This window comes from Geobacter metallireducens GS-15 (assembly GCF_000012925.1).
GTDB lineage: Bacteria > Desulfobacterota > Desulfuromonadia > Geobacterales > Geobacteraceae > Geobacter > Geobacter metallireducens.
In genome coordinates, this window is sequence record NC_007517.1 from 2311304 (window position 1) to 2337206 (window position 25903).

Genomic DNA, 25903 nt, shown 5'->3' on the forward strand with positions numbered 1-25903 from the left:
ACTACCGTCCGCTGTAGCGGGGCGCCCGTTTTTCCAGAAAGGCCGTGACCGCCTCCAGATGATCGTCTGAATGGTGGGCCATGGCCTGGAAACAGGCGGTCGCATCGAGGAAATCCGGCAGGTCGTTGCGTTGGGCCAGTTTCAGCAGACGTTTCATCAGCCGCAATGCCTGGGGAGGTTTGGCGGCAATCTGACCGGCCAGCTCCCGTGCCCGCGGGAGCAACTCCTCCGGTTCCACGACCTCCAGGAACAGGCCCAGTTGCAGCGCCTCCGCAGCCTTCATGATCCTTCCGGTGAACAACATCTCCGCGGCCCGCTGGTACCCTACAAGTCGGGGAAGGAACCAGGCCCCCCCATCCCCCGGGATGATGCCGAGATTGATGAAGGTTCCACCAATCAAAGCCTTGTCCGAGGCGATGCGGATATCGCACATGCAGGCCAGGTCGAGACCGGCCCCCATGGCCGGCCCATTGACGGCGGCAATGACCGGGATCTCTGCCTTGTGGAGGGCCAGCGGCACCTGCTGAATGCCGCGCCGGTACTGGTTCTGGACATCAATGGGACCGCCGGCAAAGATGCCGCTCTTTTCCTGCATCTCCTTGACATTGCCGCCGGAAGAAAATGCTGCCCCTGCGCCCGTGATGACCAGCACCGAAACTTCCGTCGAGGTGTTGGCCCACTGCACCGTCCGCACGAGATCATCGACAAGGGCTGTCCCGGTCAGGGCGTTGCGCACATCGTCCCGCTGGAAGGTCAGGACTGCTACCCCCCCGTGCAGCTCCAGGGATGAATCCTGCAACAGCGGCACAGCCGCAATAGTTAATGCTTCACCGTTCATGCTGGATATCAAACTCCCATAAAAAAAGAGGTGACATGATCTCCATGCCACCTCCCATTGTTCACTTACACGCGTTCGAAGATCGTCGCAATTCCCTGTCCGACACCGATACAGAGGGACACGAGACCGTAGCGGGAGCCACGGCGCTTCATCTCATGGACCAGCGTGGCGGTGATCCGGGCGCCGGTGGAGCCGAGGGGGTGGCCGATGGCGATGGAGCCGCCGTTGACGTTCACCTTGGCCGGATCGATCCCCAGTTCGCGGATGCAGGGGATGGACTGGGCGGCAAAGGCCTCGTTCAGCTCGAAGAGGTCAATATCTTCGATTTTCAGGCCGGACCGTTGCAGCACCTTCTGGATCGCCGGGATGGGGCCGAGCCCCATGTACGAGGGATCGCAACCGGCAACCGCACTGGCGACGACCCTGGCAAGCGGCTTGTAGCCGAGCTTCTTGGCGGTTTCTGCCTCCATGAGGAGGAGCGCTGCGGCGCCGTCGTTGATGCCGCTGGAGTTGCCGGCGGTGACGGTGCCCTCCTTTCTGAAGGCAGCCGGCAGCTTGGCAAGCTGCTCCATGGTGACATCGTTGCCGCGAGGGAATTCATCCCTGGAGACGATGATCGGATCCCCCTTCTTCTGGGGGATAACGACGGGAACGATCTCGTCATTGAACTTGCCGGCCGCATCGGCGGCAGCCCATTTGCGTTGGGTCTCCAGGGCAAACTCGTCCTGCTCCTGGCGGGTGAGGCCATACCGCACCGCCACGTTCTCGGCGGTTTCGCCCATTCCTTCCTTGGCATATGGTTCAGTCATCTTCGGGTTGGTGAACCGCCAGCCGATGACGCTGTCAAACACCCTGATATCGCGCGAGAAAGGGGATTCGGACTTGGCCATGACAAAGGGGGCACGGGTCATGGATTCGGTACCGCCAGCGATAAAGACATCACCTTCGCCGAGTTTAATCGCATGGGCTGCGCTGTTGATGGCATTCAGGCCCGAGGCACAGAGACGGTTGATGGTCTGCCCCGCGACCGAATACGGCAGACCGGCCAGAAGCGCCGCCATCCGGCCGACGTTCCGGTTGTCCTCGCCCGCCTGGTTGGTGCAACCGAGCACCACATCTTCGACCAGGTTCGGATCAAGATTGTTACGCTTCACCAGTTCGGAAATACAGTGGGCGGCCAGGTCGTCAGAGCGGACGTTTTTCAGGGCGCCGTTGAATTTTCCCACCGGAGTACGGACAGCATCGACAATTACTGCTTCACGCATTGGAACCTCCATCGCTTTGCGAATTAAGAGTTAATTAGATGTACTGACCGCCATCAACCTTGATGCATTCGCCGGTGATGTGGCGGGACTTCTCGGAGCAGAGGAAGGTGACCAGCCAGGCGACTTCTTCCGGCTTGCCCATGCGGCCAAGGACGATGTCGGCCAGTGATTTCTGCTTCACGTCTTCCGGCAGGGCTGCCATCATTTCGGTCTCGATGAGGCCCGGGGCGATGGCGTTGCAGTTGACGTTGGACTTGGCCAGTTCGCGGGCAAGGGCCTTGGTCAGGCCAATAATGCCGGCCTTGGCGGCGGAGTAGTTCGTCTGGCCGAATTTGCCGCGCATGCCGTTGATGGAGGTGACGTTGACGATCTTGCCGCTCCCCTGCTCTTTCATAAGCGGTGCCACGGCGCGGCAGTAGTTGAAGTACCCCTTTAGGTTGATGGCGAGGCACTCATCCCACTGCTCCTCGGTCATCTTCCAGATGACGGCGTCGCGGTTGACGCCGGCGTTGTTCACCAGGATGTCGACGCTGCCGAATTCGGCCGCCACCTTATCCACCATCGCCTGGGCATCCTTGAAGCTGGCCACGTCGGCCTGAACCGCAATGGCTTTTTGTCCCATTTTCTGGATCTCGGCACAGATGGCGTTGGCCTCTTCGCTATGCTTGCGATAGTTGATGGCGACGTTGGCACCACTTTTCGCCAGGTCCAGCGCTATGGCGCTGCCGATACCAAGACTAGCCCCGGTAACAATTGCATTTTTTCCTTTGAGATCCATTGTGTTCCTCCTTTTTTACTCTACTGGGTTGGTGTTGTTATTCGGCATCCTGCTTCCGGGCCGGGCGTTCAAATTTTAAGCATTATGGTAAATAAGTACTGCAATACCTATTTTCTGTCAACAAAAATTTACTGATCTTTTCTTGGGGACTATCAATTATTCAAAGCAGGCGCGTTTGTCTCCAGGAGACACTGCTGCACGGGGAATAGCGTGTTGATATTACTGCTATGGTGGTTGAGGTGCACTAGTGAGGGGCAAGTGCCGCACAGAGTCTGGCAGCCGCGCTCTCCAGCACCGGGAGGCTCCCTTCCGGTCGCTGCAACAGAGAAGCCATTTGGGCCACGGTCTCCTGATAGGCCCTGTGGGCCTCGGCAGAAAGGAGGCCATTCTTTTCCAATTCCTTCCGGCGCTGGATGCACCTGCCGATGACCAGTGCCGCCAATCCCCCCTCCACCACCACAAGGTGGTCGGCGTCGAAGCTCTTTGCCATGGCTACCAGGCGGATGACACGGTGCTGAAGGCGCGCCAGCAATCGCTCTGCCATGCCGGAGGATTCACTCTCTGCCATGACATGAAGGTCCCGCACAATGGCAATCAGAAGGGAATGCATCCGCATTGCCGGATTGATCGGCATCAGGTAGTGAAACGAGGCCCAGGCAATCCCGATACCGGCCACGGTGGCAAAGGCACCGGTCAGCAGGTCGTAAGCCGTACTGGTGAGCGGAACGCCGGGCTGCTCGACGAACATGAAGATGAGTGTGGCGTCGGTGGCGGCAGCCACCGTTTGTCGATACTGCATGGCGAAGACGCCGAGAAGGATCAGCGGAGCGATTACGACTCCTTCCACGAGGGGATTGGTCACCCCCGGCAGCAGAATCAGCCGGCAGAGAAGGGCCGCCGCGGAACCGATCGAGGCGCCGACAAAGACGTGAACCAGCGTGTCGGCAGGAAAATCCCGCGTGGAAAAGAGACTGACCATGATGGATGCGGGCATGAGCATCACTGCCCCCTGCTTCCACCCGGTAACTTGCCAGATAAGCCCCACGACAAGTATCGCGACTGCGGCTCGCAACGCAGCCCGCCGCCCCGCCTCCCAATCCCGATGGCGGATGAGCCGGGTCGCGGTTTCCTCATCAGGAGTGTCCGGCGCAGTATCGAACTCCGACAGAACGAGTCGAAGGGCCGACACGAGGTCTGTCAGCGTCTCCCCCAGAAGGGGAAGATTGGCTGCGGTCTCAGCCGCAACCCCCTGGAGATCGTCGATGCATGAGGAGGCTGTTGTGTGTCCTTTCAGGTTACCGGCAACCTCCTCAAGGCGCAGGACAAGTTGGCTCAGCCGATCATCACGGGAGGCATGCTGACCGCTTCCCAGGGCAACCGACCGACCGGCGGCCAGAAGGGAAAGGAGCGAGGCAACGAGACTCCGAATGTGGCGCTTTTTCCTCTTGAAGCGCAGCGACCCCGCCCCAACAACGTCGATGAGGCTTTCAATCTCCGCGATCTCCAGCAGAATTTCCTGTTCCAGCCGCACCTGGCTGCTCTCGCCCCCATGACGCAGCAGCAGCGCCAGCCACGCGACGGCCTCCCCGGAAACCCGGCGCAGTCGGTCCACATAGTCGTCCTTCGACTGGCGTGGGGTAAAAAGGAGCGTGACCGTCGTCGCGACCATGATTCCAACAATCGTCCCGGCGATTCTTCCGAATGCGAGGTCATGGAGATGGAGAGGGGTTTGGTAGGCGCGGGCGCCAATGATGGCACAGGTACAGCCGGCCAGAAGAATGGCGTAGGAGCGGAGGCCATATATCAGGTTGCCGATGCCGACACACCCTGCCAGCCAGAGGGAAAGCGCAAGGGTGAGAACCAGAGGCGACGTGACGTGCAGCATGAGCAGCAGCCCTGCCGCAGACCCGATGGCCGTGCCGACGAGGCGGTAATAGCTCTTTTCCAGCAAAAGCCCCCGTGTCGGCTGGATCACGATGATCGCCGTCATTGCCGCCCAGTAGGGAGATTCCAGACGCAACAGCACGGCTACCGCAAGGGAAATGAGGGCGGCAGCGGTACCGCGGACTGCGAGCATCAGTTGTGGCCGCTGGAGGGCGAGTTGCCTGCGTACGGTAAGGGTAAGCATGTCAATCACGGTGTCTTTATGCATAAAATATAGTTAGCATGCATTCTATTATATTGCTATCTTTTTTAATCCCTTGAGGACGGTTCATGACAACCCACCATTCTGTGATATTAGGTAAAGACACCCGACAGCTTCCAAGGACCGATACCGGTCCGCTTGCCTGGATGCCCGGAATGGATGAAGCGCCACAGAAGATTCGGCAGAGAGGGAATCCCGAGGATGATCCCGATTGAGATCGTTTCCACACTATCTCTCCTTTATATTGGCCTTCTGTATGCCGTAGCCTATTTTGCCGACAGACGGCATGAGGCCGGCCGGAGCATCGTTGCCAACTCCTTCGTCTATTCCCTCTCCCTGGCCGTCATTTACACATCATGGACCTTTTACGGTTCCGTGGGACGGGCCGCCACCAGCGGCATCGAATTCCTCACCGACAGCCTGGGGATAACCCTCATGGCCTTCTGCTGGTGGTTCCTGCTGCGGAAGATGGTGCGGGTCAGCAAGGAGCAGAACGTTCGCAGCATCGCCGATTTCATCTCCAGCCGCTACGGAAAGTCACCGCTCCTGGGGGCGGTCGTCACCATTATCGTCATTGCGGCGTTCCCTCCGTACATTGCCCTGCAACTTAAAGCAGTGGCCCACACCTTCGATCTCCTCACAAAACCGCCCCACATCGCCGGCGGTCTGAACAATCTCATCCCCGCGCTCCCCCCTTTCGTGGATACCGCGTTCATTGTCACCCTGTTCCTCGCCCTTTTCGGCGTCCTGTTCGGAGCACGGCACCTGGACGTCTCCGAGCGCCACGAGGGGCTGGTGGCCGCCATCGCCCTGCAATCGGTGGTCAAGCTCGTCGCCTTCGTCACCGTGGGGCTGTTTGTCACCTATGGCCTGTTCGACGGCTTCAGTGATATCTTCTCACGCTTTATCGCCCGATTCCCCGACCGCACAGACCTCTTTCTCCTGGGGACACCCCATGTTCCCCATTCGTTATGGTTATCCCGAGTATTGATGATCATGATTTCGTTCATGTTCCTCCCCCGCATGTTCCATGTCATGGTTATCGAGAATGCCGACGAGGGGCACATTAAAGACGCCATGTGGCACCTCCCCACCTATGCCTTTCTCCTCGCCCTGTTCGTGCTGCCCGTAGCCCTGGGAGGCATCATCCTCAGCGGAGGGGATACCGCCATGGCCGACTTTTTTGTTATCCACCTCCCCTTGGAGTCCGGTCATCCCTGGCTGGCCCTGTTGGCTTTCATAGGAGGCTTTTCCGCTTCGGCGGGCATGGTCATCGTCGAATCGGTGGTGCTCTCCACCATGATTCTCGACCATCTGGCCTTGCCGGTCATTCTGAAGCTCAGGGTGGAAGCCTCGGACATGTCGAAAGTTCTCCTGAACATCAAACGGGCAGGGATCATTGCCATCGTCTTTTTCGGCTACCTCTACTACCGGTTCATCAGCGAATCATACGCACTGATCAACACCGGTGTCGTCACGTTCATCGCCGTGGCCCAGTTCGCGCCGTCCGTCATCGGGGGGCTCTTCTGGAAGCGTGCCAATCGTCGCGGGGCGCTGACCGGTATCCTGCTGGGATTCGTCGTCTGGTTCTACACCCTGCTGATTCCCCTCTTTATCAACTCGGGCTGGCTGCCTGACGATCTCCTTGATAACGGCCCCTTCGGCCTCGGATTTCTGCGCCCCCAGGAACTGTTTGGCCTGAGTGGTCTCGACATGATCTCCCACGCCCTGTTCTGGACCCTGTTCTTTAACCTGGGGGCTTTCGTTGCCTTTTCCCTCCTGAGCGACCCGGACGACAGCGGAACCGAACAGGCAGTGAAATTCGTGGATGTTTTCGAGGTGCGCGATGAGTCGGTCACGCGCAAGAGGATGAGCAAGTCCTTCGCCGTCGTGGAATTCGTGGATCTGATGACCAAGTTCATCGGCCAGGACCAGGCCCACGCCGCCATCGCCCGATTCCTCAAACACAAGCAGATCGATGAAAAGGGAAGCCTCTCGGAATACGAGCTTCCCATCCTGAAGCGGTATACCGAGAAGGTTCTGGCCGGTTCGGTGGGGGCAGCATCGGCGGGGATCATCGTGGACAGCTATCTGGCTGCGCGGGGAAGTGAACTTGAGGACGTTTTCGACATTTTCGGTACGGTTTCCCTCAGCCGCACCGCCAGCAGGGAACAACTTGGCGTTCTCTACGAGGCTGCGCGGTTAGTGGCGACCTGAAGACCATCCTGGACAGCATCCTGGAGCTTCTCCAGCAGCAGTTCAAGTTCGACACGTGCGTTATCCGCATTCTCGACGAAGAAATGAAGACTCTTACCGTGCAGAGCCAGAAGGGGATGAGCTCCGATCACCTGAATGAATCGGATCGTGAGTTGAGCATGGGGACATACTCCGGCGAAGCATTCCTCACAAACTCCACCGTAGTGGTCAACGATACGGATTCCATGGACAAGCCCGCCTCCGCCCTGGTTGTGCGACGGGAAGGAATCAGGTCATTCGCCCATGCCCCCATCACGGTCGAAGGGAAACCCGTGGGTATTCTGTCGGCCTTCTCAAAGTCGATGAAGGGGATCTTCACCGACGAGTTCGTTGAACTCTTCACCAATCTGGCGGGACAGATCGGGATAGCGCTTCGCAACGCCCTCCAGGCCGAGAAGCTGATCCAGGCGAAGGAGCATGAAAAGGAGATGCAGATCGCCCGGACTATCCAGATGGGGCTCCTGCCGACGCGGGCGCCGGAAGTGGCGGGAATATCACTGGCGGGAACGTGTGTCCCGGCCAGGGAGGTGGGGGGAGATTACTACGATTTCCTGGTACGCGGCGCCAGGGGTCTCGATCTGGTCATCGCCGACGTATCGGGTCACAACGTCGGTGCTGCCCTCCTCATGGCGGAAGTGCGCACCATCATCCAGGCAGAGGCGAAGATCGTCCGGGGTCCCGGCGAGATACTGTGCGTCCTCAACGACTTTCTCTACGAAGACCTCACCCGTGCCGAACTCTTCATCACCATGTTCTACCTGAACTACGATGCCGGGACGCGGCTGCTCTCCTTCGCCAGCGCCGGCCACAACCCGCCGATACTCAGGAGGTCCGGATCACGGGCCTGTGAGTACCTCGACGCGGAGGGCCTCATTCTCGGCATCAAGAGGAACGTCACGTTTGAGGAAAAACAGGTGCGGCTGGAGCCGGGAGATCTCCTCCTGCTCTACACCGATGGCATCACCGAGGCGGCAAATCCCGCCGGCGAATTATTCGGCGAGGACCGGCTATGCTCCCTTATTGCCGAGTATCACGCACTCCATCCCCAGCAGATTATCGACAATCTCCTCGCCCAGGTCAGATCGTTCGCCGCAAACCAGAACCTGACCGACGATGTCTCGCTGGTCGTTCTGAAGGCACTCTAAGAGGCCGTGGCGGGAATGACACCCTGATCGCAGAGCACCTGATAGGCGAGGATCCGACTCCGCATGTCGTCAGGAAAGGGGATCGCCTTGATGGAGCCGGTTTCCTCCGAGATGTAACAGGCCGACATCCCGACCTGAAAACAGGGCTCACCCCGGTCATCATACCCGACGACTTCATAACCAATGCTCGATTTCCCCAACCGCGGAATCCCGACCGTCATGGTGATTACCTGGCCGGGGACAAGGGGGGCCAGCCGCTCGCACCAGACCTCCCGGAAAGGGGCTCCCCTCAGGCGGATGCACTGCTCCCGCCAGGAAATGCCCAGGGTCTCCCGGTACCACTCACCCACCGCCTCAACGGCGTAGTTGAAGAGTCGCGGAGCGTAAACGGTGCCGGAAAGCGTGCAATCCCCATAGACCACGCGACGCCGGACGGTAAAGTGGACCCCATCGGACTGCAATCGGGAGAGGAACGGTTCGCCGCCAACCCTTTGAGCGACAGTACCCGACTTCCCGTCTGCCTGCTCCAGACAGTCCTCCATCCGCTCGCGGTAACGGGGCGGAATCGGAACCGGTGCGCGATTCCGCCCCGCTCTGAATTGCGCCACGAGAGTTGCCCGAAAAAAGACGCCGCCGGAGTCGTCCTCTCCGGCGGCGCTGAAAGTCACTGACGAGCGGTCGACAGCGGTCGCCCTTACCCGCACATGCACTGTCTGGTCGGCAATCACCGGCCGGAAGTACTCGCACCCCATCCGCACGAACGTCACATCGAGATCGTGCCTCAGGAACAGATCCGCCCAGGAGACGCCCAACACATCCCCGAACCAGGCTTCCACTGCCTCCACCGCGTAATCGACAGCCCGCGGCGTGAAGTAGATGCGGGCGGAGTCGCAGTCTCCAAAATCGACTTTTCTCCGATAGGTAAACAGTGTCCCGGACACGCGCGTCTCCCCATGAACCCGCTTCAGCAATACCCGAGCTGGCTGGAAATTTCCTCAGCCCCTTTTTTCGCGAGGGGGATGAGCACCCCGTTGATCAGATCATCGCTGAACCGCGTGATGGGGCCGGGAAGGACAATCGCCCCGATGACGTTGGAGCTGTAATCGCGCACCGGAGTCGCGACACAGGTGACTCCCACTTCCAGCTCTTCCCGACCGATGGCATACCCGTGTTCTTTTATCTGGAGGAGGTGCTCCTTGAAGCTTGCGGGGTCAATGATTGTGTACGGCGTGTTCCGCTCGAGCTTATGGACGGTGAGCAGTTTTGCCACCTTGTCCTCCGGCAGGTGCGCCAGCTGTACCTTGCCGGCCGCCGTGCAATGGGCGGGAAGCCTCATGCCGATGGGGGGTACGACCCGCACCGGCTGGCTGCACTCCACCGCATCGAGGCAGACAATGGAAAAATCCCTCAGGACCGTCAGGCAGACCGTCTCGTTGCATTCCCTGACCATGGCCTCCAAAGTGGGTCGTGCGCGGTTGACAAGCCTCATCTGCCGTGAAACCATCCGGCTCAGGTGAAAGGCCTTGAGGCCGAGCCGGTAGCTGCCGGTAGAGGTGTTATGCTCGATGAATCTCCTGGATTCGAGGGTGGCCAGGAGCCGGAACACGTTGTTCTTGGGAAGGTTGAGGCGCCTCCCCAGCTCGCTCAGGCTGAGTTCGCTGGCATCGCCCCGGAACTGCTCCAGCAGCTCGAAAGCATGGTCCACCGATTTTATCAACGGCACCGTTTTGTTTTTTGTCTTCATGGGTCGTGTTCCCTCCGGCTGTCAGGAACAGTACAACAAAGCAATCCCCCGGCAGTGCCGGGGGATTCCCCTTACGCCATGGCCTCGGCCATCACCTCGGCGATGTCCTTCACCCGCACCTGCTCAGCCCCTTCGTCCTTGAGACCGTCCTCCATCATGGTCATGCAGTAGGGACAGCTGACGCAGAGGGTGTCGGGCTGCTGCTTGAGGGCCTCTTTCACCCGTTCCAGGTTGATCCGGCTCCCGATCTGCTCCTCCATCCACATGCGGCCGCCGCCGGCGCCGCAGCAGAAGCCGTTCTCCTGGTTGCGCTCGAACTCGGCCGGGGCCTTGCCGGTGGCCGCCTTGATGACAGACCGGGGCGCCTCGTAGGTGTCATTGTGCCGTCCCAGGTAGCAGGAGTCATGGAAAACAATCTTCCCCTGATCGGCCTGTTTGGGGAGCTTGAGCTTCCCCTGCTCCACGAGCTTTGCGATCAGCTCGCTGTGGTGGAGCACCTCCACCTCCAGCCCGTACTGCCTGTAATCGTTCTTGAGGGTGCTGAAGCAGTGGGGGCACTGGGTGACGATCCGGGTAACACCCCGCTCCTTGAAGAGGGCCACGTTCTCTTTGGCCATCTTGTCGAAGACGAACTCGTTCCCCAGGCGCCGCACGCTGTCGCCGCAGCACTGCTCTTCACGCCCCAGGATTCCCCAGGAAACCCCGGCCTTGTCCAGGATCGTGGCCAGGGCCACGGTGACGTGCTTGGCGCGGCTATCGAAGGAGCCGGCGCACCCCGCAAAGAAGAGATAGTCAGTCTCCCCGGCCTTGAAGGGACGCTCGCCCAGATGCGTGGCCCACTTCCCCCGGTCCGACGGGGCGATCCCCCAGGGGTTGCTCCGCTGCTCCATGTTCTCGAAGAGGTTCAGGAGTTCCTCAGGGAACCGGGCCTTCTCCTGGACCAGGTGGCGGCGCATCTTGATGATCTTCGGCATCTGCTCGATGAGGACCGGGCAGACGCTCGTGCAGGCGCCGCAGGTGGTGCAGGACCAGAGGGCATCCTCGTGATTGGACCCTTCACCCTGGGGACCGATCAGGGGGACAATGCCCCGGTCGCCATGCTTCAAAGCCGCCCCGTTATCCATGAGGTTCACCTTGATGTCATGGACGATACGGCGCGGGTTCAGGGGCTTGCCGGTGTTGTGGGCCGGGCAGAGGTCCTGGCAGCGGCCGCATTCGGTGCAGGAGAGGCTGTCGAGGAGGTCCTTCCACGAGAACTGCTCCACCGTGCTCACCCCAAAGCGATTACCCACCTTGAATTCTTCCCGGGGCTGGACATTGGGCTTGTCCAGGCTCCGGAAATAGCAGTTGGGTATGGCGGTGAGGATGTGCATGTGCTTACTGCGGGGGAGTAGGTTCATGAAGAGGAGGAGCACGACGGCGTGGACCCACCACGATATGGTGGCGATGCTCTCCAGGGGATTTCCGGAAAATCCGTCCAGGAGGCTGGCTATGGCGGACGATACGGGCTTCCAGCCCGCCGGCTGCCCCATGGCGATCTGGGCGGCGTTGAGGAGGAAGAAGGCAATCATCAGCGTGGCGATCATGGCCAGGATAAGGAGGGCCTCGCCGCTCCTGGGCGAGGTATAGTCGTTCCCCAGGTACGCGGGAGGAAAGAGGACCCGCCGCACAAAGGCGATTGCCACGCTGACCAGGGCCACAAGCGACACGATGTCAAAGACGAACTCAAGGGCGTGGTGAAGCGGCGCCGGCAGTGCCGTCAGGCTGAAGCTCGGGAAGAGCCCCTCCAGGAGAAACGCCCCGTTGGCCACCAGCAGGAGCATGAACGCCCAAAAGAGGAAGAAGTGGTTGAAACCGTAGGGACGTGCCAGGACCCGCTTCTGGCCGAAGGCATAGGAGAACATCCCAGCCAGCCGCTCAGCCGGGTTGTCGAAGCGGTTCTCGGAAGCGCCGACGGCGACCAGCTGCAGGCGCTGGTAGCAGCTGAAGCAGAAAGTCGCGACGGCCACGACGAAGAGCGGAATGAAGAGCGAGTGGTTGATTGCCATGATACACCTCACAAACGATATTGCGATGACGGCGAAGGATCAGACCGCGACCCGGTCGGGAATGACACCGCCGCGCTGGCCTTTCAGACTTCTCACCTTGCGGATGATTGAAGGAACGATCTGGAAGAGATCGCCGACAATGCCGTAGGTGGCCACCTGGAAGATAGGGGCCTCGGGATCGCGGTTGATGGCGATGACGACGTCGGAGTCCTGCATCCCCACCAGGTGCTGGATCGCCCCGGAGATGCCGCAGGCGACGTAGATCTTGGGACGGACGGTCTTGCCGGTCTGGCCCACCTGGCGGCTGTGGGGCATCCAGCCGGCGTCAACGGCACTACGCGAAGCGCCGACCACCCCGCCCAGCTCGTCGGCCAGTTCCTGGAGCATGGCGAAGTTCTCTTTGTTCATGAGACCCCGCCCCCCGGAGACGATGATCTCGGCGCCGGCGATGTCGATGTCCTTGCCACCCTTGTCGCTCAAGACCTCGATCACCTTGACCAGCACATCCTCCTCGCGGAGGTCGTACTGCTCGCGCACCACTTCCCCGGTTCGCCCCACCTGGAATTCAGGCATGGGCATGACGTGGGGACGGACCGTGGACATCTGGGGCCGGAACCGGTCGCACATGATGGTGGCCATGATGTTGCCGCCGAAAGCGGGGCGGGTCTGCATGAGGTTGCGCTTGTCGTCAATGCCGAGACCCGTGCAGTCGGCGGTGAGGCCGGTCTTTACGATCGTCGCCACGGCGCCTGCCAGGTCGCGCCCCTGGCCAGTGGCCCCCATGAGGATGATCTCGGGCCGGTGCTTGCTGATCAGGTGGCAGATGGCGTCGGTGTACGGCTTGGTCCGGTAGTTGGCGAACACGGGGGCATCGAGGGTGATGGCCTTGTGGGCGCCGTAGCCGAACGCTTCGTCACAGAGGTGTTCAACCTTGTGGCCGATGATCACCGCGGAGAGTTCCACCCCGAGGCTTTTGGCCAGTTCCGCGCCGGTTCCCAGAAGTTCCCAGGAGACCTTGGCGGCCTCGCCGTCGTACTGCTCAATGAAGACCCAGACACCCCGATAGCGGGCGAGCATCTCCCGAAGCTGCTTTTCCCCTTCGTCAACCTCTTCCTCGACGGTATGGTGCTGCTGGTCCCACTGCTTCAGCAATTCCAGTTCCTCGGGGGTGTAAAACATCTCCAGGGCACCGGCAGCGCAGACCTTGACGCACTTGGCGCAGCCGATGCACTTCTCCCCAAGTACCGTCGGCTCACCGGCGGCATTCATCTCGATGCCGTCCACCGGACAGGAACTCTCGCACCGGGCACCGCAGGCAATGCATTTCCCGTCGAGAACGCGGGCCTTGCCGCGGGGCTTCTTGATTGTTTTTTTCGTTTCAGTCATCGTCATTCCCCCTTCACATCTCACACTGCCAAGAGATCCTTGCTGAGCAGCTTGTCGATCAGGAGGTTGGCCGTCCCCTCCGGATCACCGACACCGTCGCCGATGATCTCCCCCTTGTCCCGCTCCGGGGAGAAGATCTTGCTGACCCAGGTGGGGGAACCCTTCAGGCCCACCGTTTCCACGTCGAGCTTGAGGACCGAGTTGTCCCAGACCTTGACCTCGGTCTCCTGGGCCGCCAGGCGCATCGGCACCGTTGGATAGCGGGGACGGTTCAGTTCCCGGACAACGGTAATTACCACGGGCAAAGGAGCCTCGACGATCTCATGCCGCCCTTCAAGCTTGCGCCGCACCCGGATCACATTGCGCTTCAGATCAAGGAACTCGATCCGGTCCACCAGGGTGAGCTGGGTGTACCCGAGGCGCGTGGCAATGCCGGGTCCCACCTGGGCGGTATCGCCGTCGATGGTCTGCTTGCCGCAGAAGACGATCCCCACCGCTTCCTCGGCTCCCAGCTTCTCGATGGCCGCCGAGAGAACGTTGCTGGTAGAGAGGGTGTCGGCCCCGCCGAACGCGCGGTCGGAGAGAAGAATCGCCTCGTCGACGCCAAGGGCGCAGGCTTTGCGCAGGGTCGCCTCGGTGTTCGGGGGCCCCATGGAGATGGCCACCGACCGCAGGCCGTAGCGGTCCTTGAGATTCAACCCCTCCTCCAGGGCATGGGTGTCGTAGGGGTTGACGATGAAGGGGATCCCTTCCCGGACCAGAGTGTTGGTCACCGGGTCGATCTTAACCTGGGTGGTGTCGGGCACCTGTTTGATGCAGGAGATCACGAGCATAGAACTTCTCCTTGGGGTTTATTGAACCTGGATCCGGCATGTATGACACTGAGCAACGGAGCAACAGAGAAATCGATAAAATTATGCTTGGATTTTGCTCAGTTGCTCAGTGTTTCAAATGCATCTGCCGGTTAAACCGCTATTTTAAGCCCGTCGGGCTTGTACACCTTCAAAAGCGCCTTGGCCATGTCGGCGGGGCTTTGGGCAACGCTGATACCGCACTCCTCAAGGATGGCGACCTTTTCCGTGGCCGTCCCCTTGCCGCCGGCGATGATGGCGCCGGCATGCCCCATCCGCTTGCCCGGAGGGGCGGTCATCCCGGCAATGTAGGCTGCCACCGGCTTGGTCATGTACTCCTTCACGAAGCGGGCGCCTTCTTCCTCGGAATTGCCGCCGATTTCGCCGATCATGATGACCGCCTCGGTGTCCGGGTCCTCCTCGAACATCCGGAGCACGTCCACGTGGTTGGTGCCGTTCACCGGGTCACCCCCGATGCCGACGCAGGTGGACTGGCCGAGACCCACGTTGGTGAGCTGCCAGACCGCTTCGTAGGTAAGGGTGCCGGAGCGGGAGACGACCCCCACCTTCCCCGGCTTGTGGATGTAGCCGGGCATGATGCCGATCTTGCACTCACCCGGGGTGATGACGCCGGGGCAGTTGGGGCCCACCAGGCGGGTCTTTTTCCCCTGCATATACTGCTTCACTTTCACCATGTCGAGGACTGGGATTCCCTCGGTGATGCAGATGGCGAGCTCGATGCCGGCGTCGACCGCCTCCATGATGGCGTCGGCCGCAAAGGGGGGCGGCACGTAGATTACCGAGGCGGTGGCGCCGGTCTGGTTCACCGCATCCCGAACCGTGTCGTAGACGGGAAAGCCGTCGACGACCGTCCCCCCCTTGCCGGGGGTAACGCCGCCGACCATCTGGGTGCCGTACTCGCGGGCCCCCTGGGCATGAAAGAGGCCGGTGGCGCCGAGTCCCTGGGTGATGACTTTCGTGTCTTTATTGATAAGGATGCTCATCTCTCTCCCCTCCTCAGGCGGCAACGGCCTGGACGATTTTTTGTGCTCCGTCGGCCATGCCGTCGGCGGCCACGATGTTGAGCCCACTCTCGGACAGAAGCTGCTTGCCGAGGGCCACGTTGGTCCCTTCGAGCCGCACCACGAGCGGCACCTGAAGGGATACCTGCCGGGCAGCCTCGATGACGCCCGTGGCGATGACGTCGCACTTCATGATGCCGCCGAAGATGTTGACGAAGATCCCCTTCACGTTCTTGTCGGAGAGGATGATCTTGAAGGCCTCGGTGACCCGCTCGATGGTGGCCCCGCCCCCCACGTCCAGGAAGTTGGCCGGCTCGCCGCCGGAGAACTTGATGATGTCCATGGTGGCCATGGCGAGGCCCGCGCCGTTCACGAGGCAGCCGATGTTGCCGTTCAGGGAGACGTAGGAGAGGTCGTGCTGGGAGGCCTCCACTTCGTTGGGATCCTCCTCGTCGTAGTCGCGCATGTCGGAGATCTGCAGGTGCCGGAAAATGGCGTTGTCGTCAAAGCCGAATTTGGCGTCCAGGGCCAGAAGGTCCCCTTCCTTGGTGACGACCAGGGGGTTTATTTCCAGAAGCGAACAGTCGCAAGCGATGAAGGTAGCGTAGAGATTTTCCAGAAGCTTCTGCGCCTTGGGCAGAAGCTTTCCGGTGAGCCCCAGGCTGAAGGCAAGGTTACGGCACTGGAAGGGGCTAAGCCCTACCAGCGGATCGATGGCTTCCTTGAAGATCTTCTCCGGGGTCGTTGCCGCCACTTCCTCGATGTCCATGCCCCCCTCGGTGGAGGCCATGACGGTCACCTTGGAGGTGCTCCGGTCCACCAGGAGGCTTATGTACAGCTCCCGGTCGATGTTGCAGCCGTTTTCCACCAGGACCCGGGTGACCAACTTGCCGTCGGGGCCGGTCTGATGGGTGCGCAGGGTCATGCCGAGCATGTTACGGGCGATGAGCTGCACTTCTTGGCTGGTGCGGGCCAGCTTGACCCCCCCACCCTTACCGCGGCCGCCGGCGTGGATCTGGGCCTTGACCACCCATGGTCCGTCACCGAGACGCTTGGCCCATTCACGGGCGCTGGCGCCGTTATAGCAGACGTGCCCGTCAGGGACGGGTACGCCGAATCTGCGAAGGATTGCTTTTGCCTGATATTCGTGGATGTTCATCCTATTCCTCCCGCGAGTCAGTTTTTTAATTCCCGTATCGCAGCACCAATTTAGCAATACGGTACTTCAATACCGATTTAATGGCAAGCAAAAATTTCTCTTTTCATGGCGGCATATGGAAGTGACCATCGGTGCAGCAGCGTGCGATATTTGTTCTATTGCATCGATAGCCATGTTTGGTAATGGCAGAGGAGCTGCTTGCCCCGCCCAATCGGGGTACGGCAAGCAGCTCCTGTTCATCAGGGTTTGAATTCATGACATTCTCCCCGGAGCAACTCTTGAGGCACCTGCAAACAGTAGCTTTGCAGGTGCCTCATTTCTCAGGCAATCACCCTTTCCACCAGGATCTCGGCAATATCCCGGGGAACGAGCTTCCCTTCCAGCTCCGCTCCCTTGATCCCGTCCTCGAACATGGTGAGACAGAAGGGACAGTTGGATACGAGGGTGCCGGTGCCGGTTTCCGCCGCCATCAGTGCGCGCTTGCCGCTGATCCGGCTCCCCAGTTTCTCCTCGGCCATGATCCGCCCGCCGCCGGCGCCGCAGCAGAAGCCCTCCGCCCTGCTCCGCTCCATCTCGCGGATGGTGCCCCCCGCTGCCGCCACCAAGGCCCGAGGCTCTTCATAGAGGTCGTTGTGGCGGCCGATATAGCAGGAGTCGTGATAGGTGCAGTCGAAGGCATCGCCCTTCACCTTGAGTTTCCCTTCCTGGATAAGGCGGTTCAGGAAGGTGGTGTAGTGCTCGGTCTCGATGCTGAAGCCGAGATCACGGTAATCCTTGGTCAGGGTATTGAAGCAGTGGGGACAGGCGGTGACGACCTTTTTCACCTTGTAGGACTCCATGGTCTCGATGTTCTCGGTGGCCATGGACTGGTAGAGGTATTCGTTCCCCAGTTTCCGCATCGGCTCGCCGCAGCATTTCTCCTCTTTGCCGAGGATGCCGACCTTGACGCCGGCAGCGGCGCAGAGCTGAACGAAGCTGGTGGCTACTTTGATGTTGCGCTTGTCAAAGGAGGCATAGCAGCCGACAAAGTAGAGGATGTCCACCTCGGCGTCGTCGGAGAGGCGTGTGACCGGGAGCCCTTCGGCCCAGTCGCCCCGGGAGGCGAACGCCAGACCGAGGGGGTTGCCGTTTACCTCGGTGTTGTCCATGGCCACCATGACCTCTTCGCCGGGGAACTCCCCTTCCATCAGCACCATGTTGCGGCGCATGTCCACGATCTTACCCACATGCTCGATGCTGGCCGGGCAGATCTCCTGGCATGCCCGGCAGGTGGTGCAGGACCAGAGGGCATCCTTGCTCACGGTCTCTATCAGGTTCGCGTCGGGATTGGTGCCGGCCACCTCTCCCAATTGGTTGATGACCTTCATGGGGGAGAGGGGCTTGTCGGTGTTGTGGGCCGGACACCGGTCCTGGCAACGCTTGCACTTGGTGCAGGCGTCGGTGTCGAAGATGTCTTTCCAGGTCATATCCTTGATCTGGGCCGCACCGAAGCTCTCGGCGTCCTCGCTCTCCATGTTGAGGGTGACGAGGGCACCCTTGGGACCGAGGTCGGCCAGGAAGTAGTTGGCGCTCGTGGTGAGGATATGCCGGAACTTGGTGAAGGGTATGGAGCAGATAAAGCCGATGACGAGAGCGAAGTGGAGCCACCACATCCCCTGGTGGAGGGCCCGGAGGGAACCCTCACCCATGCCGGAGAGTCCCTTGGCCACCACGAGGCCAACCGGCGACCACGCCGCCAGGGCCATGTTGTTAGGGAGTTCGGTCACGGCCATCCGGGCCCCTTCGATGACAAAACCGGTGATGAGGATGGCGAAGAGGAGGCCGTGCATGATGGCGTCGTCGCGGGTGGTTTCAAGTCCATCGGGGCGCACCAGGTAGCGGCGGACGAAGAACCCGGCCAGCATGGCGATGGCCACGAGACCGGCAATGTCGAGCACTGCCGAGAAGATGAGATAGAAGTCCCCGTGAAGGAAGCGGAACCCGAAGAGGAGATCGGTGAAGTCGGCCTGGAGAGCCACGAAAACAGTTCCGATAAAGAGGAGGAAGAACCCCCAGAAGAAGAGCCCGTGTGCATAGCCCGGCCCCTTTACCTTCAGCACCCTGCTCTGCAGCAGGACGTTCTTCAGGAGCTGAACAATGCGCACGCCACGCTGGTCAAAGCGGTTCAGGGGCTTTCCCTGCTTGTAGATATCCAGCCGCTGCAACCCGCTTCGCACCAGAAATCCCAGGGCAGCGAAGGTGAAGAGATACATCGGTATAAGGACCGATGCCCCGTGGCCGATATTCCAATAGAGTTCGCGGGTAGCTTCCATGGCTCAATCTCCAATAGTGTTAATAGGTTCACATCTCGAACAATCTTACGACCCGGTAAAGTTCGGTTTCCGCTTTTCCACAAAAGCCCCCATACCTTCCTTCTGGTCACGGGAGGCGAAGAGGGAGGCAAAAAGGACCGACTCGTAGTCCATGCCGTCCGGTTCCGTCATATCGAGGCCCCGGCGGATGGCTTCCTTGACATGGGCGACCCCGAGGAGGCCGTTGCCGGCAATTCTCGCGGCCGTCTCAAGGGCCTTTCCCACCAGCTCCGCAAGCGGTAAGACGGCGTTGACGATCCCCCACTCCTTCGCTTCGGCGGCAGTCAGCATCTTGCCGGTGAAAATCAACTCGTTGGCCCGACTGCGCCCCAGGAGCCGGGCGAACTTCTGGGAACCGCCGAACCCGGGCATGATCCCGAGGGTCACCTCCGGCAGTCCCATCTTGGCGTTTTCCGAGGCGTAGATGAAATCGCAGGCCAGGGCCAGTTCCATCCCTCCCCCCAGGGCAAAACCGTTGACGGCGGCTATGACCGGCTTGGGCATGGTGCCGATGTAGTTCACCAGCTTCTGTCCCGTGCGGGCGAAAACGAGGGCCTGCTGGGCGTCCATGACCGCCATCTCGGCAATGTCGGCTCCGGCCACAAAGGCCTTCTCGCCGCTGCCCGTGATAACGACCGCCTTGACAGCCTGGTTGGCGTTCAACGCTTCGAAGGTTTCCTGCAACTCGGCGATCACCGAGGTGTGGAGGGCGTTCAGCACCTTGGGCCGGTTGATGGTCAGCAGGGCCACGCCGTCTTTTATGTCAACAAGCAGATTCTCGGTTCCCATGGCATTTCCCCCAATCAGTAGGTGTAGAATCCCCGCCCCGTCTTCCTCCCCAGATACCCGGCCTCCACCATCTTGACCAGGAGCGGACAGGGGCGGTACTTGCTGTCCTTGAATCCTTCGTGGAGGACGTTCATGATGGCGAGACAGGTGTCGAGGCCAATGAAATCGGCCAGGGTCAGGGGCCCCATGGGCTGATTGGTGCCGAGCTTCATCCCCTTATCGATGTCCTCCACCGTGGCGATCCCCTCGAAGAGGGCAAAGGCCGCCTCGTTGATCATGGGGATGAGGATGCGGTTGACGATGAAGCCGGGATAGTCGGCGGATACCGCCGTCTCCTTGCCGAGCTTAGCCACGAGGGCCGTGGTGGCGGCAAAGGTCTCGTCGCTGGTGGTAAGCCCCCGAATAACCTCCACGAGCTGCATGACCGGCACCGGGTTCATGAAGTGCATGCCGATGACCTTGTCGGGCCGTCCGGTCACTGCCGCAATGCGGGTGATGGGTATCGACGAGGTGTTGGAGGCGAGGATCGCTCCCGCTTTCACGATCCCATCCAGCTTCCTGAAGATCTCCAGCTTCAGGGCTTCCTTCTCGGTCACCGCCTCGATGGCCATATCGCACTCGGCCAGGTCCTCCATGGCCTGGGTGGTGCGGATGCGCCCCACAATGGCCGAGATAGCGGCGCTTTCCAGCTGTCCCTTCTTGGCCTGACGCTCCAGGTTCTTCTCGATGCCGGTCACGGCCTTGGCGAGCTGCGCCTCGGCGATATCGAACAGCACCACCTCTATTCCCTGCTGGGCCAGCACATGGGCAATGCCGCTCCCCATCTGCCCTGCGCCGAGTACTCCGATTTTGCTAACCATTACCTGCCTCCACTTCAAATACGGAATAACACTGAGCAACTGAGCAAATGAGAAAGCAGGATTTCAATCAAATAGAGTTGTTTGTCTTTCTCCATGCTCAGTTGCTTGTATGTTTCAGTAACCGGTTATATGTTCTCCAGAATTGGACACGACAGCTTGGTCGTTGCTTGGGCCAATTGAGCCCGTCACAGAGCGTAATGCGTCGTGTCCATCTTTCCTCAACCCGAACGGTTGCTTGGGCCGAAACGAGCCCGAATTTTCGCAAGAAAGGGACTGGAGAGAATATGGAACCCAATGATGCAGTTGTTGGAGTCGACGTTAGTAAAGAGCATCTTGATGTCTACCTCATGCCAACTGGTGACCAGAAAAGGGTGACTAACGATGATGCCGGTTGTGCTGAGCTGACGACGTGGCTCATTACGAACGCCCCTTGTCGGATTGTTCTCGAAGCCACCGGCGGCTTGGAGATGCTAGCTGTCAGCACCTTATCAGCAGCGGGTCTGCCAGTGGTCGTGGTTAATCCTCGGCAGGTCAGAAACTTTGCCAAAGCATGCGGGCTGCTGGCGAAAACCGATATTCTTGATGCCAAGATCATTGCCCGATTTGCCCAAGCCATCAAGCCTGAAATCAGGCCGCTCAAGGACGAGACAAGCCAAAATCTAGCAGCACTGCTGGCCCGCCGCCGGCAGTTGGTCGAGATGCTTGTGGCGGAAAAAAATCGCGTGATTTCCGCTGCACCTACGGTCCGCAAAGGCATCATGACCCATATTGCCTGGCTGACACAGCAGATCGATGACGTTGATAAAGACATCTCAACTCTTATTCAGTCCAGCGAATCCTGGAAGGCAAAAGAAGAAATCCTTACCAGTGTCAAGGGCATCGGCCCTGTGACTGCGGCCACCATACTGGCAGCACTTCCGGAGTTGGGGACCATTTCCCGACAGCAGCTTGGCGCTCTGGTCGGAGTATGCCCCTATAATCGGGACAGTGGCAAATTCCGTGGAAAGCGCGCAATCTCCGGTGGCAGAGCAACCGTGCGTTCTGTCCTGTACATGGCAACATTGTGTGCCGCCAGGTTTAACCCGGTTATAAAAGCCTTCTATCAACGCCTTACAAGCGCCGGAAAACTTCACAAAGTCGCGATCACCGCTTGCATGCGAAAACTACTCACCATCCTCAATGCCATGGTGAAAAACAACCAGAAGTGGGATCACTCGAAATTCACTCCACTTCTGCACTAATTTGTTGACTGAGAACACGGTTGCTCTGTGTTTCAAATGGTTTTCAGACCCGCTCGAAGATTGCCGCCACTGCTTCACCACCCCCAATGCAGAGGGTTGCGAGCCCGAAGCGGGCCTGGCGCCGGTGCAGTTCCCGAACCAGGGTAGCGGCAAGACGTCCGCCGCTTGCCCCCAGGGGATGGCCAATGGCCACTGCCCCGCCGTTGACGTTGACCTTTTCCGGATCGAGCCCCAGTTGCTTGATGGCAAGCATGGTCACGGCGGCAAAGGCCTCGTTGATCTCGAACAGATCAATGTCTTCGAGCTTCAGACCGGCCTTGGCGCAGGCCTTTTCGATGGCTCCCACCGGCGCCTCGGTGAATTGGTCGGGATGCAAGCTGTTGGAGGCATAGGCGACCAGTCGGGCCCTGGGCTTGAGACCGTATTTTTTCACCGCCTCTCCACTGGCCAGAAGGGTCAGGGCCGCACCATCATTGATGGTTGAGGCGTTGCCGGCGGTGATGGTCCCTTCCTTCTTGAAGGCGCTCTTCAACCCCATGAGTTTGGTGAAGTCCACCTTGAATGGCTCTTCGTCGTCGCTGACGGTCACGTCCCCCTTGCGCCCCTTTTTGACCACCGGGACGATCTCATCCCGGAATATCCCTTCCTTAACCGCTGTCTGCGCTTTCTGGTAGGAGCGGAAGGCAAAGGCATCCTGGTCTGCCCGGGAGATGCCGTGCTTTTCCGTGGTGGCCTCGGCGATTACCCCCATGTGATTGCCGCTGTAGGGATCCAGGAGGCCGTCATTTACCAGGAGGTCGATCAGCTCGCCGTTACCCAGACGATAGCCGTTACGCCCCTTGCTCAGTACATAGGGGGCCAGGGACATGTTCTCCATGCCGCCGGCGATCACCACGCCGACATCACCGAGGCGGATGGCATCGGCGCCGAGCATGAGCGCCTTGAGGCCGCTGCCGCAGACCTTGTTGATGGTCATGGCGGGAATGCTGTCGGGGAGTTCGGCGTAGCGCATGGCCTGCCGGGCCGGGGCCTGTCCCGTCCCGCCCGCGAGAACCTGACCGACAATCACCTCGTCGACGCCCTCGGCAGGAAGGCCGGAACGCTGGAGCAGTTCCCGGATGACGGTGGCGGCCAGGCGCGGCGCCTCCACGTCGGACAACTCCCCCCCGAAGGAGCCGAGGGGAGTGCGCAGCGATTCGATTACATAAACGTCACTCATATCTGTCGCTCCTTACCGGAAGGCCGAAATGCCGGTGACTTTTTCGCCGATGATCAGGAGATGCATGTCGTGGGTACCCTCGTAGGTATAGACGGCCTCCAGGTTGTTGGCGTGACGCATGATCGGGTATTCGCTCATGATGCCGTTGGCCCCCAGTATGGTCCGGGCGGTACGGCAGATGTTGATGGCCACATGGACGTTGTTCATCTTGGCCATGGAGACCTGGGCCGGAGAGTAGTTCCCCTGGTCCTTGAGGCGGCCCAACTGCATGACGAGGAGTTGCCCCTTGGTGATCTCGGTGACCATCTCGGCCAGCTTCCGCTGCTGGAGCTGATAGGAAGCGATGGGCTTGTCGAACTGGATCCGGCTGAGGGCGTACTCCAGAGCAGCCTGGTAGCAGGCGTCGGCGGCGCCCAGGGCGCCCCAGGCGATACCATAGCGGGCCTGGGTGAGGCATCCCAGGGGACCCTTCAGCCCTTTCACGTTGGGGAGGAGGCTCTTTTCTTCATCGACGATGACGTCCTCGAAGACGAGCTCGGAGGTGACGGAGGCCCGCAGGCTCCACTTGCCGTGCATCTTGGGGGCGGAGAAGCCGGGGGTACCCTTCTCAACCAGGAAGCCCCTGACGCCGTCGTCGGTCCTGGCCCAGACCACTGCCACGTCGGCAACGCTGCCGTTGGTGATCCACATCTTGGAGCCGTTGATCCGCCACTTGCCATTTGCTTCGCGCACGGCGTTGGTACGCATCCCGGCCGGGTTGGAGCCGAAATCCGGTTCGGTCAGGCCGAAGCAGCCGATCTTCTCACCGGCGGCCAGCTTGGGGAGCCAGTATTCTTTCTGGGCCTCGCTGCCGTAGGCGTAGATGGGATACATGACCAGGGAGCCCTGGACCGAGGCGAAGCTTCTGAGACCCGAGTCGCCCCGCTCCAGTTCATACATCAGCAGACCATAGGCCACGTTGGAAAGCCCGGCGCAGCCGTACTTCTCGGGGAGGTTCGGACCGTAGAACCCGAGCTCGCCCATCTTGGGGATCAGGTGGCTGGGAAAGGTCTCGTTCAGGGCGTGCTCCTCGATGATCGGCAGCACCTCATCATTGACGAACTTGCGGGCAGTCTCACGAACGAGCTTCTCCTCGTCGGTCAGAAGTCCCTGGAACCCCATGTAATCCGTCAGTTCTGTAGTAACACTCATTTTTGTCTCCTTTCGGGCCTTTCCCAGGCAGTTTGTATATGACTTGCCCCTGTTCCCACATGCGGCAAATAAAACACTGTCACCTTCAAGTAAACAAGTACCGGAATACCGATTTTAAGTCAAGATAATTTTGCCCGTGAGTGAAATAAATCCCGGGCAGATCCCATCCTGGCCACTCCAGCGACTATATGCCGGTGGCACACGCACATCCCTCCTCCAACGAGTCAACCCGCAGTCGCTCGGGATGGGTATAGAGCTCGAACCTTCCGCCCCGAACGTAGCCGATCATGGTGATACCCGCTTCATCCGCCATCCTGACCGCCATATCCGTCGGAGAGGTGCGGGAGGCAATGAGCTGAATGCCGAGAAGAACGCATTTCGCCACCATCTCCGTGGAGACCCGCCCCGACGTGACCAGCATCGTGCCTGCCAGGTCTATCCCTCTCAACAGCGCCTCCCCGGCTATCCGGTCCAGGGTGTTGTGCCGACCCAGGTCCTCCGCGTAGAGAACGATGGAACCGTCCCCCACCGCCGCCGAGTGCATTCCGCCGTGGCTGCGGTACCCCTCCGCCTTCCTGGCCAGCTCTTCCATCATGGCGAATACTGCCGCGGGCGAGAAATGCCTGGCCGCCAGGGAGTCGGACCGTCCCTTCGTGGCCTGCGGAATCGTGAAGGTAATCCCGGTGCCGCATCCCGACGTGAGGACCGGCTTCAACTTCTCGGGCAGTTCGCCCTTGATCTGAACCCGCGCAATGCCGAAATCGTTGCAGACCGAGAGAAGCTGGAAGTCCTCCACTTTCTCCACGAACCCCTGCAACCGCAGGAATCCGGCGACGAGAAAACGGAGATCATGGGGCGAGGCGATGAGAGTGGCGATCTCGCGACCGTTGACATTCAGGAGGAGCGGAAACTCACCCACGAACTCCTTCTCCGTTGCCGCCAGTTTACCTTTGTCGTAGTGGTAAATGCTCTTCATGGTCGATTCCCCCTGCCTCGCTCATGATGTCTCCAACTCCACATACCTGCCTGAAGACAGCCCCTGGTTGCGGAAGAACGACAAGGTCAGCTTGTCCTCGCGTTCCACCATTGTCCGCACAGTTGCAGCCCCGGAACGTTTCAGGCACGCACAGATCTCCTCAAACATCCGCTGCCCGATACCCATCTTCCGGTTCCGTGGCGATACCGAAAGCGCGAAGACCCATCCGCATGGGGGGGAACCGAATTCCCAGGCACGGACTTCACCGACAATGAAACCGACGACCTTGTCATTGATTTCAGATACCAGGAAATGACAGTCATTGTCTCCGCAATTCACGTAGTGCTCGAAGATCCTGCGCCAATAGGCCTGTTTTCCTTCGACATGACCCGTTTCATCCAGGGCAATTATGGCATCGAAATCAGACGGCCTGGCGTTGCGGATGAGAATTTGTTCTTTCATATGCGTATCCGAATTGGAATTTTTCATGATTTCGACAAAACCTGTCACTGACAACTATTATGGTATTTAAGTACCACAATGCATGATTTTCGGCAAGCAATTAAATGCAAAATTAGTGTGGCAGAGTGCTGATAAATATAAAAAAAGGCGGCTGGGAAACCCAACCGCCTTTACTT

General features: G+C 60.0%; 21 protein-coding genes. 3 read left to right on the forward strand and 18 right to left on the reverse strand.

The genetic code is table 11. From position 1 onward, the window contains the following. Position 1: 1 nt before the first annotated feature. From GMET_RS10380 to GMET_RS10395, 4 genes are all read right to left on the reverse strand, one after another. A complete protein-coding gene (locus GMET_RS10380) occupies positions 2 to 838 on the reverse strand; it encodes a crotonase/enoyl-CoA hydratase family protein (protein ID WP_004514046.1) in 837 nt (278 codons plus the stop codon). Positions 839 to 903: 65 nt separating this feature from the next. Beyond that, a complete protein-coding gene (locus GMET_RS10385; protein WP_004514045.1) occupies positions 904 to 2103 on the reverse strand; it encodes a thiolase family protein in 1200 nt (399 codons plus the stop codon). A 34-nt stretch (positions 2104 to 2137) separates the two neighbouring features. Then, complete coding sequence (gene fabG, locus GMET_RS10390; RefSeq protein ID WP_004514044.1) at positions 2138 to 2881, reverse strand: 3-oxoacyl-[acyl-carrier-protein] reductase; 744 nt, start codon at positions 2879 to 2881, stop codon at positions 2138 to 2140. Positions 2882 to 3125: 244 nt separating this feature from the next. After that, positions 3126 to 5033, reverse strand: coding sequence for an FUSC family protein (locus tag GMET_RS10395; protein WP_004514043.1), 1908 nt, complete (start codon positions 5031 to 5033; stop codon positions 3126 to 3128). Between the two features lie 195 nt (positions 5034 to 5228). On the opposite strand from GMET_RS10395, the gene GMET_RS19235 reads away from it, so the two are divergent. Together GMET_RS19235 and GMET_RS19240 are read left to right on the forward strand one after the other, a co-directional pair. Continuing rightward, positions 5229 to 7244 carry a sodium:solute symporter family protein gene (locus tag GMET_RS19235; protein ID WP_004514042.1) on the forward strand — a complete coding sequence of 672 codons (2016 nt, stop codon included), beginning with the start codon at positions 5229 to 5231 and terminating at the stop codon, positions 7242 to 7244. A 20-nt stretch (positions 7245 to 7264) separates the two neighbouring features. Beyond that, on the forward strand, positions 7265 to 8428 hold the full coding sequence (locus tag GMET_RS19240; protein WP_337998871.1) for a PP2C family protein-serine/threonine phosphatase: 1164 nt from the start codon (positions 7265 to 7267) through the stop codon (positions 8426 to 8428). Here the strand turns inward: GMET_RS19240 and GMET_RS10410 are convergent. From GMET_RS10410 to GMET_RS10455, 10 genes are all read right to left on the reverse strand, one after another. Then, the gene (locus GMET_RS10410) at positions 8425 to 9369 is read right to left on the reverse strand and encodes a hotdog domain-containing protein (RefSeq protein ID WP_004514040.1); all 945 of its coding nucleotides are present in this window, start codon (positions 9367 to 9369) and stop codon (positions 8425 to 8427) included. The two genes, GMET_RS19240 and GMET_RS10410, sit on opposite strands and share 4 nt — an antisense overlap. 23 nt (positions 9370 to 9392) lie before the next feature. Next, entirely contained in the window at positions 9393 to 10172 is a 780-nt protein-coding gene (locus tag GMET_RS10415; protein WP_004514039.1) for an IclR family transcriptional regulator, read from the reverse strand. 71 nt (positions 10173 to 10243) lie between these two features. Beyond that, positions 10244 to 12220, reverse strand: a complete 1977-nt coding sequence (locus GMET_RS10420) for a heterodisulfide reductase-related iron-sulfur binding cluster (RefSeq protein WP_004514038.1) — start codon at positions 12218 to 12220, stop codon at positions 10244 to 10246. A 39-nt stretch (positions 12221 to 12259) separates the two neighbouring features. Then, positions 12260 to 13606, reverse strand: a complete 1347-nt coding sequence (locus GMET_RS10425; RefSeq protein WP_004514037.1) for an FAD-binding protein — start codon at positions 13604 to 13606, stop codon at positions 12260 to 12262. A 20-nt stretch (positions 13607 to 13626) separates the two neighbouring features. Beyond that, positions 13627 to 14439 (reverse strand): electron transfer flavoprotein subunit beta/FixA family protein, encoded by an 813-nt coding sequence (locus GMET_RS10430; RefSeq protein ID WP_004514036.1) that lies wholly within the window; start codon positions 14437 to 14439, stop codon positions 13627 to 13629. Positions 14440 to 14570: 131 nt separating this feature from the next. Further along, positions 14571 to 15461: a succinate--CoA ligase subunit alpha gene (gene sucD, locus GMET_RS10435; protein WP_004514035.1), complete on the reverse strand. Its 891-nt coding sequence runs from the start codon at positions 15459 to 15461 to the stop codon at positions 14571 to 14573. A gap of 13 nt (positions 15462 to 15474) precedes the next feature. Then, positions 15475 to 16638 (reverse strand): ADP-forming succinate--CoA ligase subunit beta, encoded by a 1164-nt coding sequence (gene sucC / locus GMET_RS10440; protein ID WP_004514034.1) that lies wholly within the window; start codon positions 16636 to 16638, stop codon positions 15475 to 15477. A gap of 320 nt (positions 16639 to 16958) precedes the next feature. Next, positions 16959 to 18950, reverse strand: a complete 1992-nt coding sequence (locus GMET_RS10445) for a heterodisulfide reductase-related iron-sulfur binding cluster (RefSeq protein ID WP_004514033.1) — start codon at positions 18948 to 18950, stop codon at positions 16959 to 16961. Between the two features lie 45 nt (positions 18951 to 18995). After that, positions 18996 to 19778, reverse strand: coding sequence for an enoyl-CoA hydratase/isomerase family protein (locus tag GMET_RS10450; protein ID WP_004514032.1), 783 nt, complete (start codon positions 19776 to 19778; stop codon positions 18996 to 18998). A 14-nt stretch (positions 19779 to 19792) separates the two neighbouring features. Next, positions 19793 to 20638, reverse strand: a complete 846-nt coding sequence (locus tag GMET_RS10455; protein WP_004514031.1) for a 3-hydroxybutyryl-CoA dehydrogenase — start codon at positions 20636 to 20638, stop codon at positions 19793 to 19795. Positions 20639 to 20922: 284 nt separating this feature from the next. On the opposite strand from GMET_RS10455, the gene GMET_RS10460 reads away from it, so the two are divergent. Then, positions 20923 to 21879 carry an IS110-like element ISGme8 family transposase gene (locus tag GMET_RS10460; RefSeq protein WP_004513407.1) on the forward strand — a complete coding sequence of 319 codons (957 nt, stop codon included), beginning with the start codon at positions 20923 to 20925 and terminating at the stop codon, positions 21877 to 21879. 43 nt (positions 21880 to 21922) lie between these two features. Here the strand turns inward: GMET_RS10460 and GMET_RS10465 are convergent, their stop codons facing one another. The 4 genes from GMET_RS10465 to GMET_RS10480 form a co-directional block, all read right to left on the reverse strand. After that, a complete protein-coding gene (locus GMET_RS10465) occupies positions 21923 to 23098 on the reverse strand; it encodes a thiolase family protein (RefSeq protein ID WP_004514591.1) in 1176 nt (391 codons plus the stop codon). A gap of 12 nt (positions 23099 to 23110) precedes the next feature. Then, a complete protein-coding gene (locus GMET_RS10470) occupies positions 23111 to 24289 on the reverse strand; it encodes an acyl-CoA dehydrogenase family protein (RefSeq protein ID WP_004514590.1) in 1179 nt (392 codons plus the stop codon). Positions 24290 to 24473: 184 nt separating this feature from the next. Beyond that, positions 24474 to 25265 carry a formate dehydrogenase accessory sulfurtransferase FdhD gene (gene fdhD / locus GMET_RS10475; RefSeq protein ID WP_004514589.1) on the reverse strand — a complete coding sequence of 264 codons (792 nt, stop codon included), beginning with the start codon at positions 25263 to 25265 and terminating at the stop codon, positions 24474 to 24476. Between the two features lie 21 nt (positions 25266 to 25286). Continuing rightward, positions 25287 to 25754, reverse strand: coding sequence for a GNAT family N-acetyltransferase (locus tag GMET_RS10480; RefSeq protein WP_315971700.1), 468 nt, complete (start codon positions 25752 to 25754; stop codon positions 25287 to 25289). Positions 25755 to 25903 lie beyond the last annotated feature (149 nt).

Excerpts from the sequence above, each read along its gene's own strand:
- GMET_RS10395 (WP_004514043.1), bottom strand. The coding sequence starts at position 5,033 with ATGCATAAAGACACCGTGATTGACATGCTTACCCTTACCGTACGCAGG.
- fabG (WP_004514044.1), bottom strand. The coding sequence starts at position 2,881 with ATGGATCTCAAAGGAAAAAATGCAATTGTTACCGGGGCTAGTCTTGGT.
- GMET_RS19235 (WP_004514042.1), top strand. The coding sequence starts at position 5,229 with ATGATCCCGATTGAGATCGTTTCCACACTATCTCTCCTTTATATTGGC.
- GMET_RS10385 (WP_004514045.1), bottom strand. The coding sequence starts at position 2,103 with ATGCGTGAAGCAGTAATTGTCGATGCTGTCCGTACTCCGGTGGGAAAA.
- GMET_RS10470 (WP_004514590.1), bottom strand. The coding sequence starts at position 24,289 with ATGAGTGTTACTACAGAACTGACGGATTACATGGGGTTCCAGGGACTT.
- GMET_RS10480 (WP_315971700.1), bottom strand. The coding sequence starts at position 25,754 with ATGAAAAATTCCAATTCGGATACGCATATGAAAGAACAAATTCTCATC.
- GMET_RS10450 (WP_004514032.1), bottom strand. The coding sequence starts at position 19,778 with ATGGGAACCGAGAATCTGCTTGTTGACATAAAAGACGGCGTGGCCCTG.
- GMET_RS10460 (WP_004513407.1), top strand. The coding sequence starts at position 20,923 with ATGGAACCCAATGATGCAGTTGTTGGAGTCGACGTTAGTAAAGAGCAT.
- GMET_RS10455 (WP_004514031.1), bottom strand. The coding sequence starts at position 20,638 with ATGGTTAGCAAAATCGGAGTACTCGGCGCAGGGCAGATGGGGAGCGGC.
- GMET_RS10425 (WP_004514037.1), bottom strand. The coding sequence starts at position 13,606 with ATGACTGAAACGAAAAAAACAATCAAGAAGCCCCGCGGCAAGGCCCGC.
- GMET_RS10445 (WP_004514033.1), bottom strand. The coding sequence starts at position 18,950 with ATGGAAGCTACCCGCGAACTCTATTGGAATATCGGCCACGGGGCATCG.
- GMET_RS10420 (WP_004514038.1), bottom strand. The coding sequence starts at position 12,220 with ATGGCAATCAACCACTCGCTCTTCATTCCGCTCTTCGTCGTGGCCGTC.
- fdhD (WP_004514589.1), bottom strand. The coding sequence starts at position 25,265 with ATGAAGAGCATTTACCACTACGACAAAGGTAAACTGGCGGCAACGGAG.
- GMET_RS10430 (WP_004514036.1), bottom strand. The coding sequence starts at position 14,439 with ATGCTCGTGATCTCCTGCATCAAACAGGTGCCCGACACCACCCAGGTT.
- GMET_RS10380 (WP_004514046.1), bottom strand. The coding sequence starts at position 838 with ATGAACGGTGAAGCATTAACTATTGCGGCTGTGCCGCTGTTGCAGGAT.
- sucC (WP_004514034.1), bottom strand. The coding sequence starts at position 16,638 with ATGAACATCCACGAATATCAGGCAAAAGCAATCCTTCGCAGATTCGGC.
- GMET_RS10465 (WP_004514591.1), bottom strand. The coding sequence starts at position 23,098 with ATGAGTGACGTTTATGTAATCGAATCGCTGCGCACTCCCCTCGGCTCC.
- sucD (WP_004514035.1), bottom strand. The coding sequence starts at position 15,461 with ATGAGCATCCTTATCAATAAAGACACGAAAGTCATCACCCAGGGACTC.
- GMET_RS10415 (WP_004514039.1), bottom strand. The coding sequence starts at position 10,172 with ATGAAGACAAAAAACAAAACGGTGCCGTTGATAAAATCGGTGGACCAT.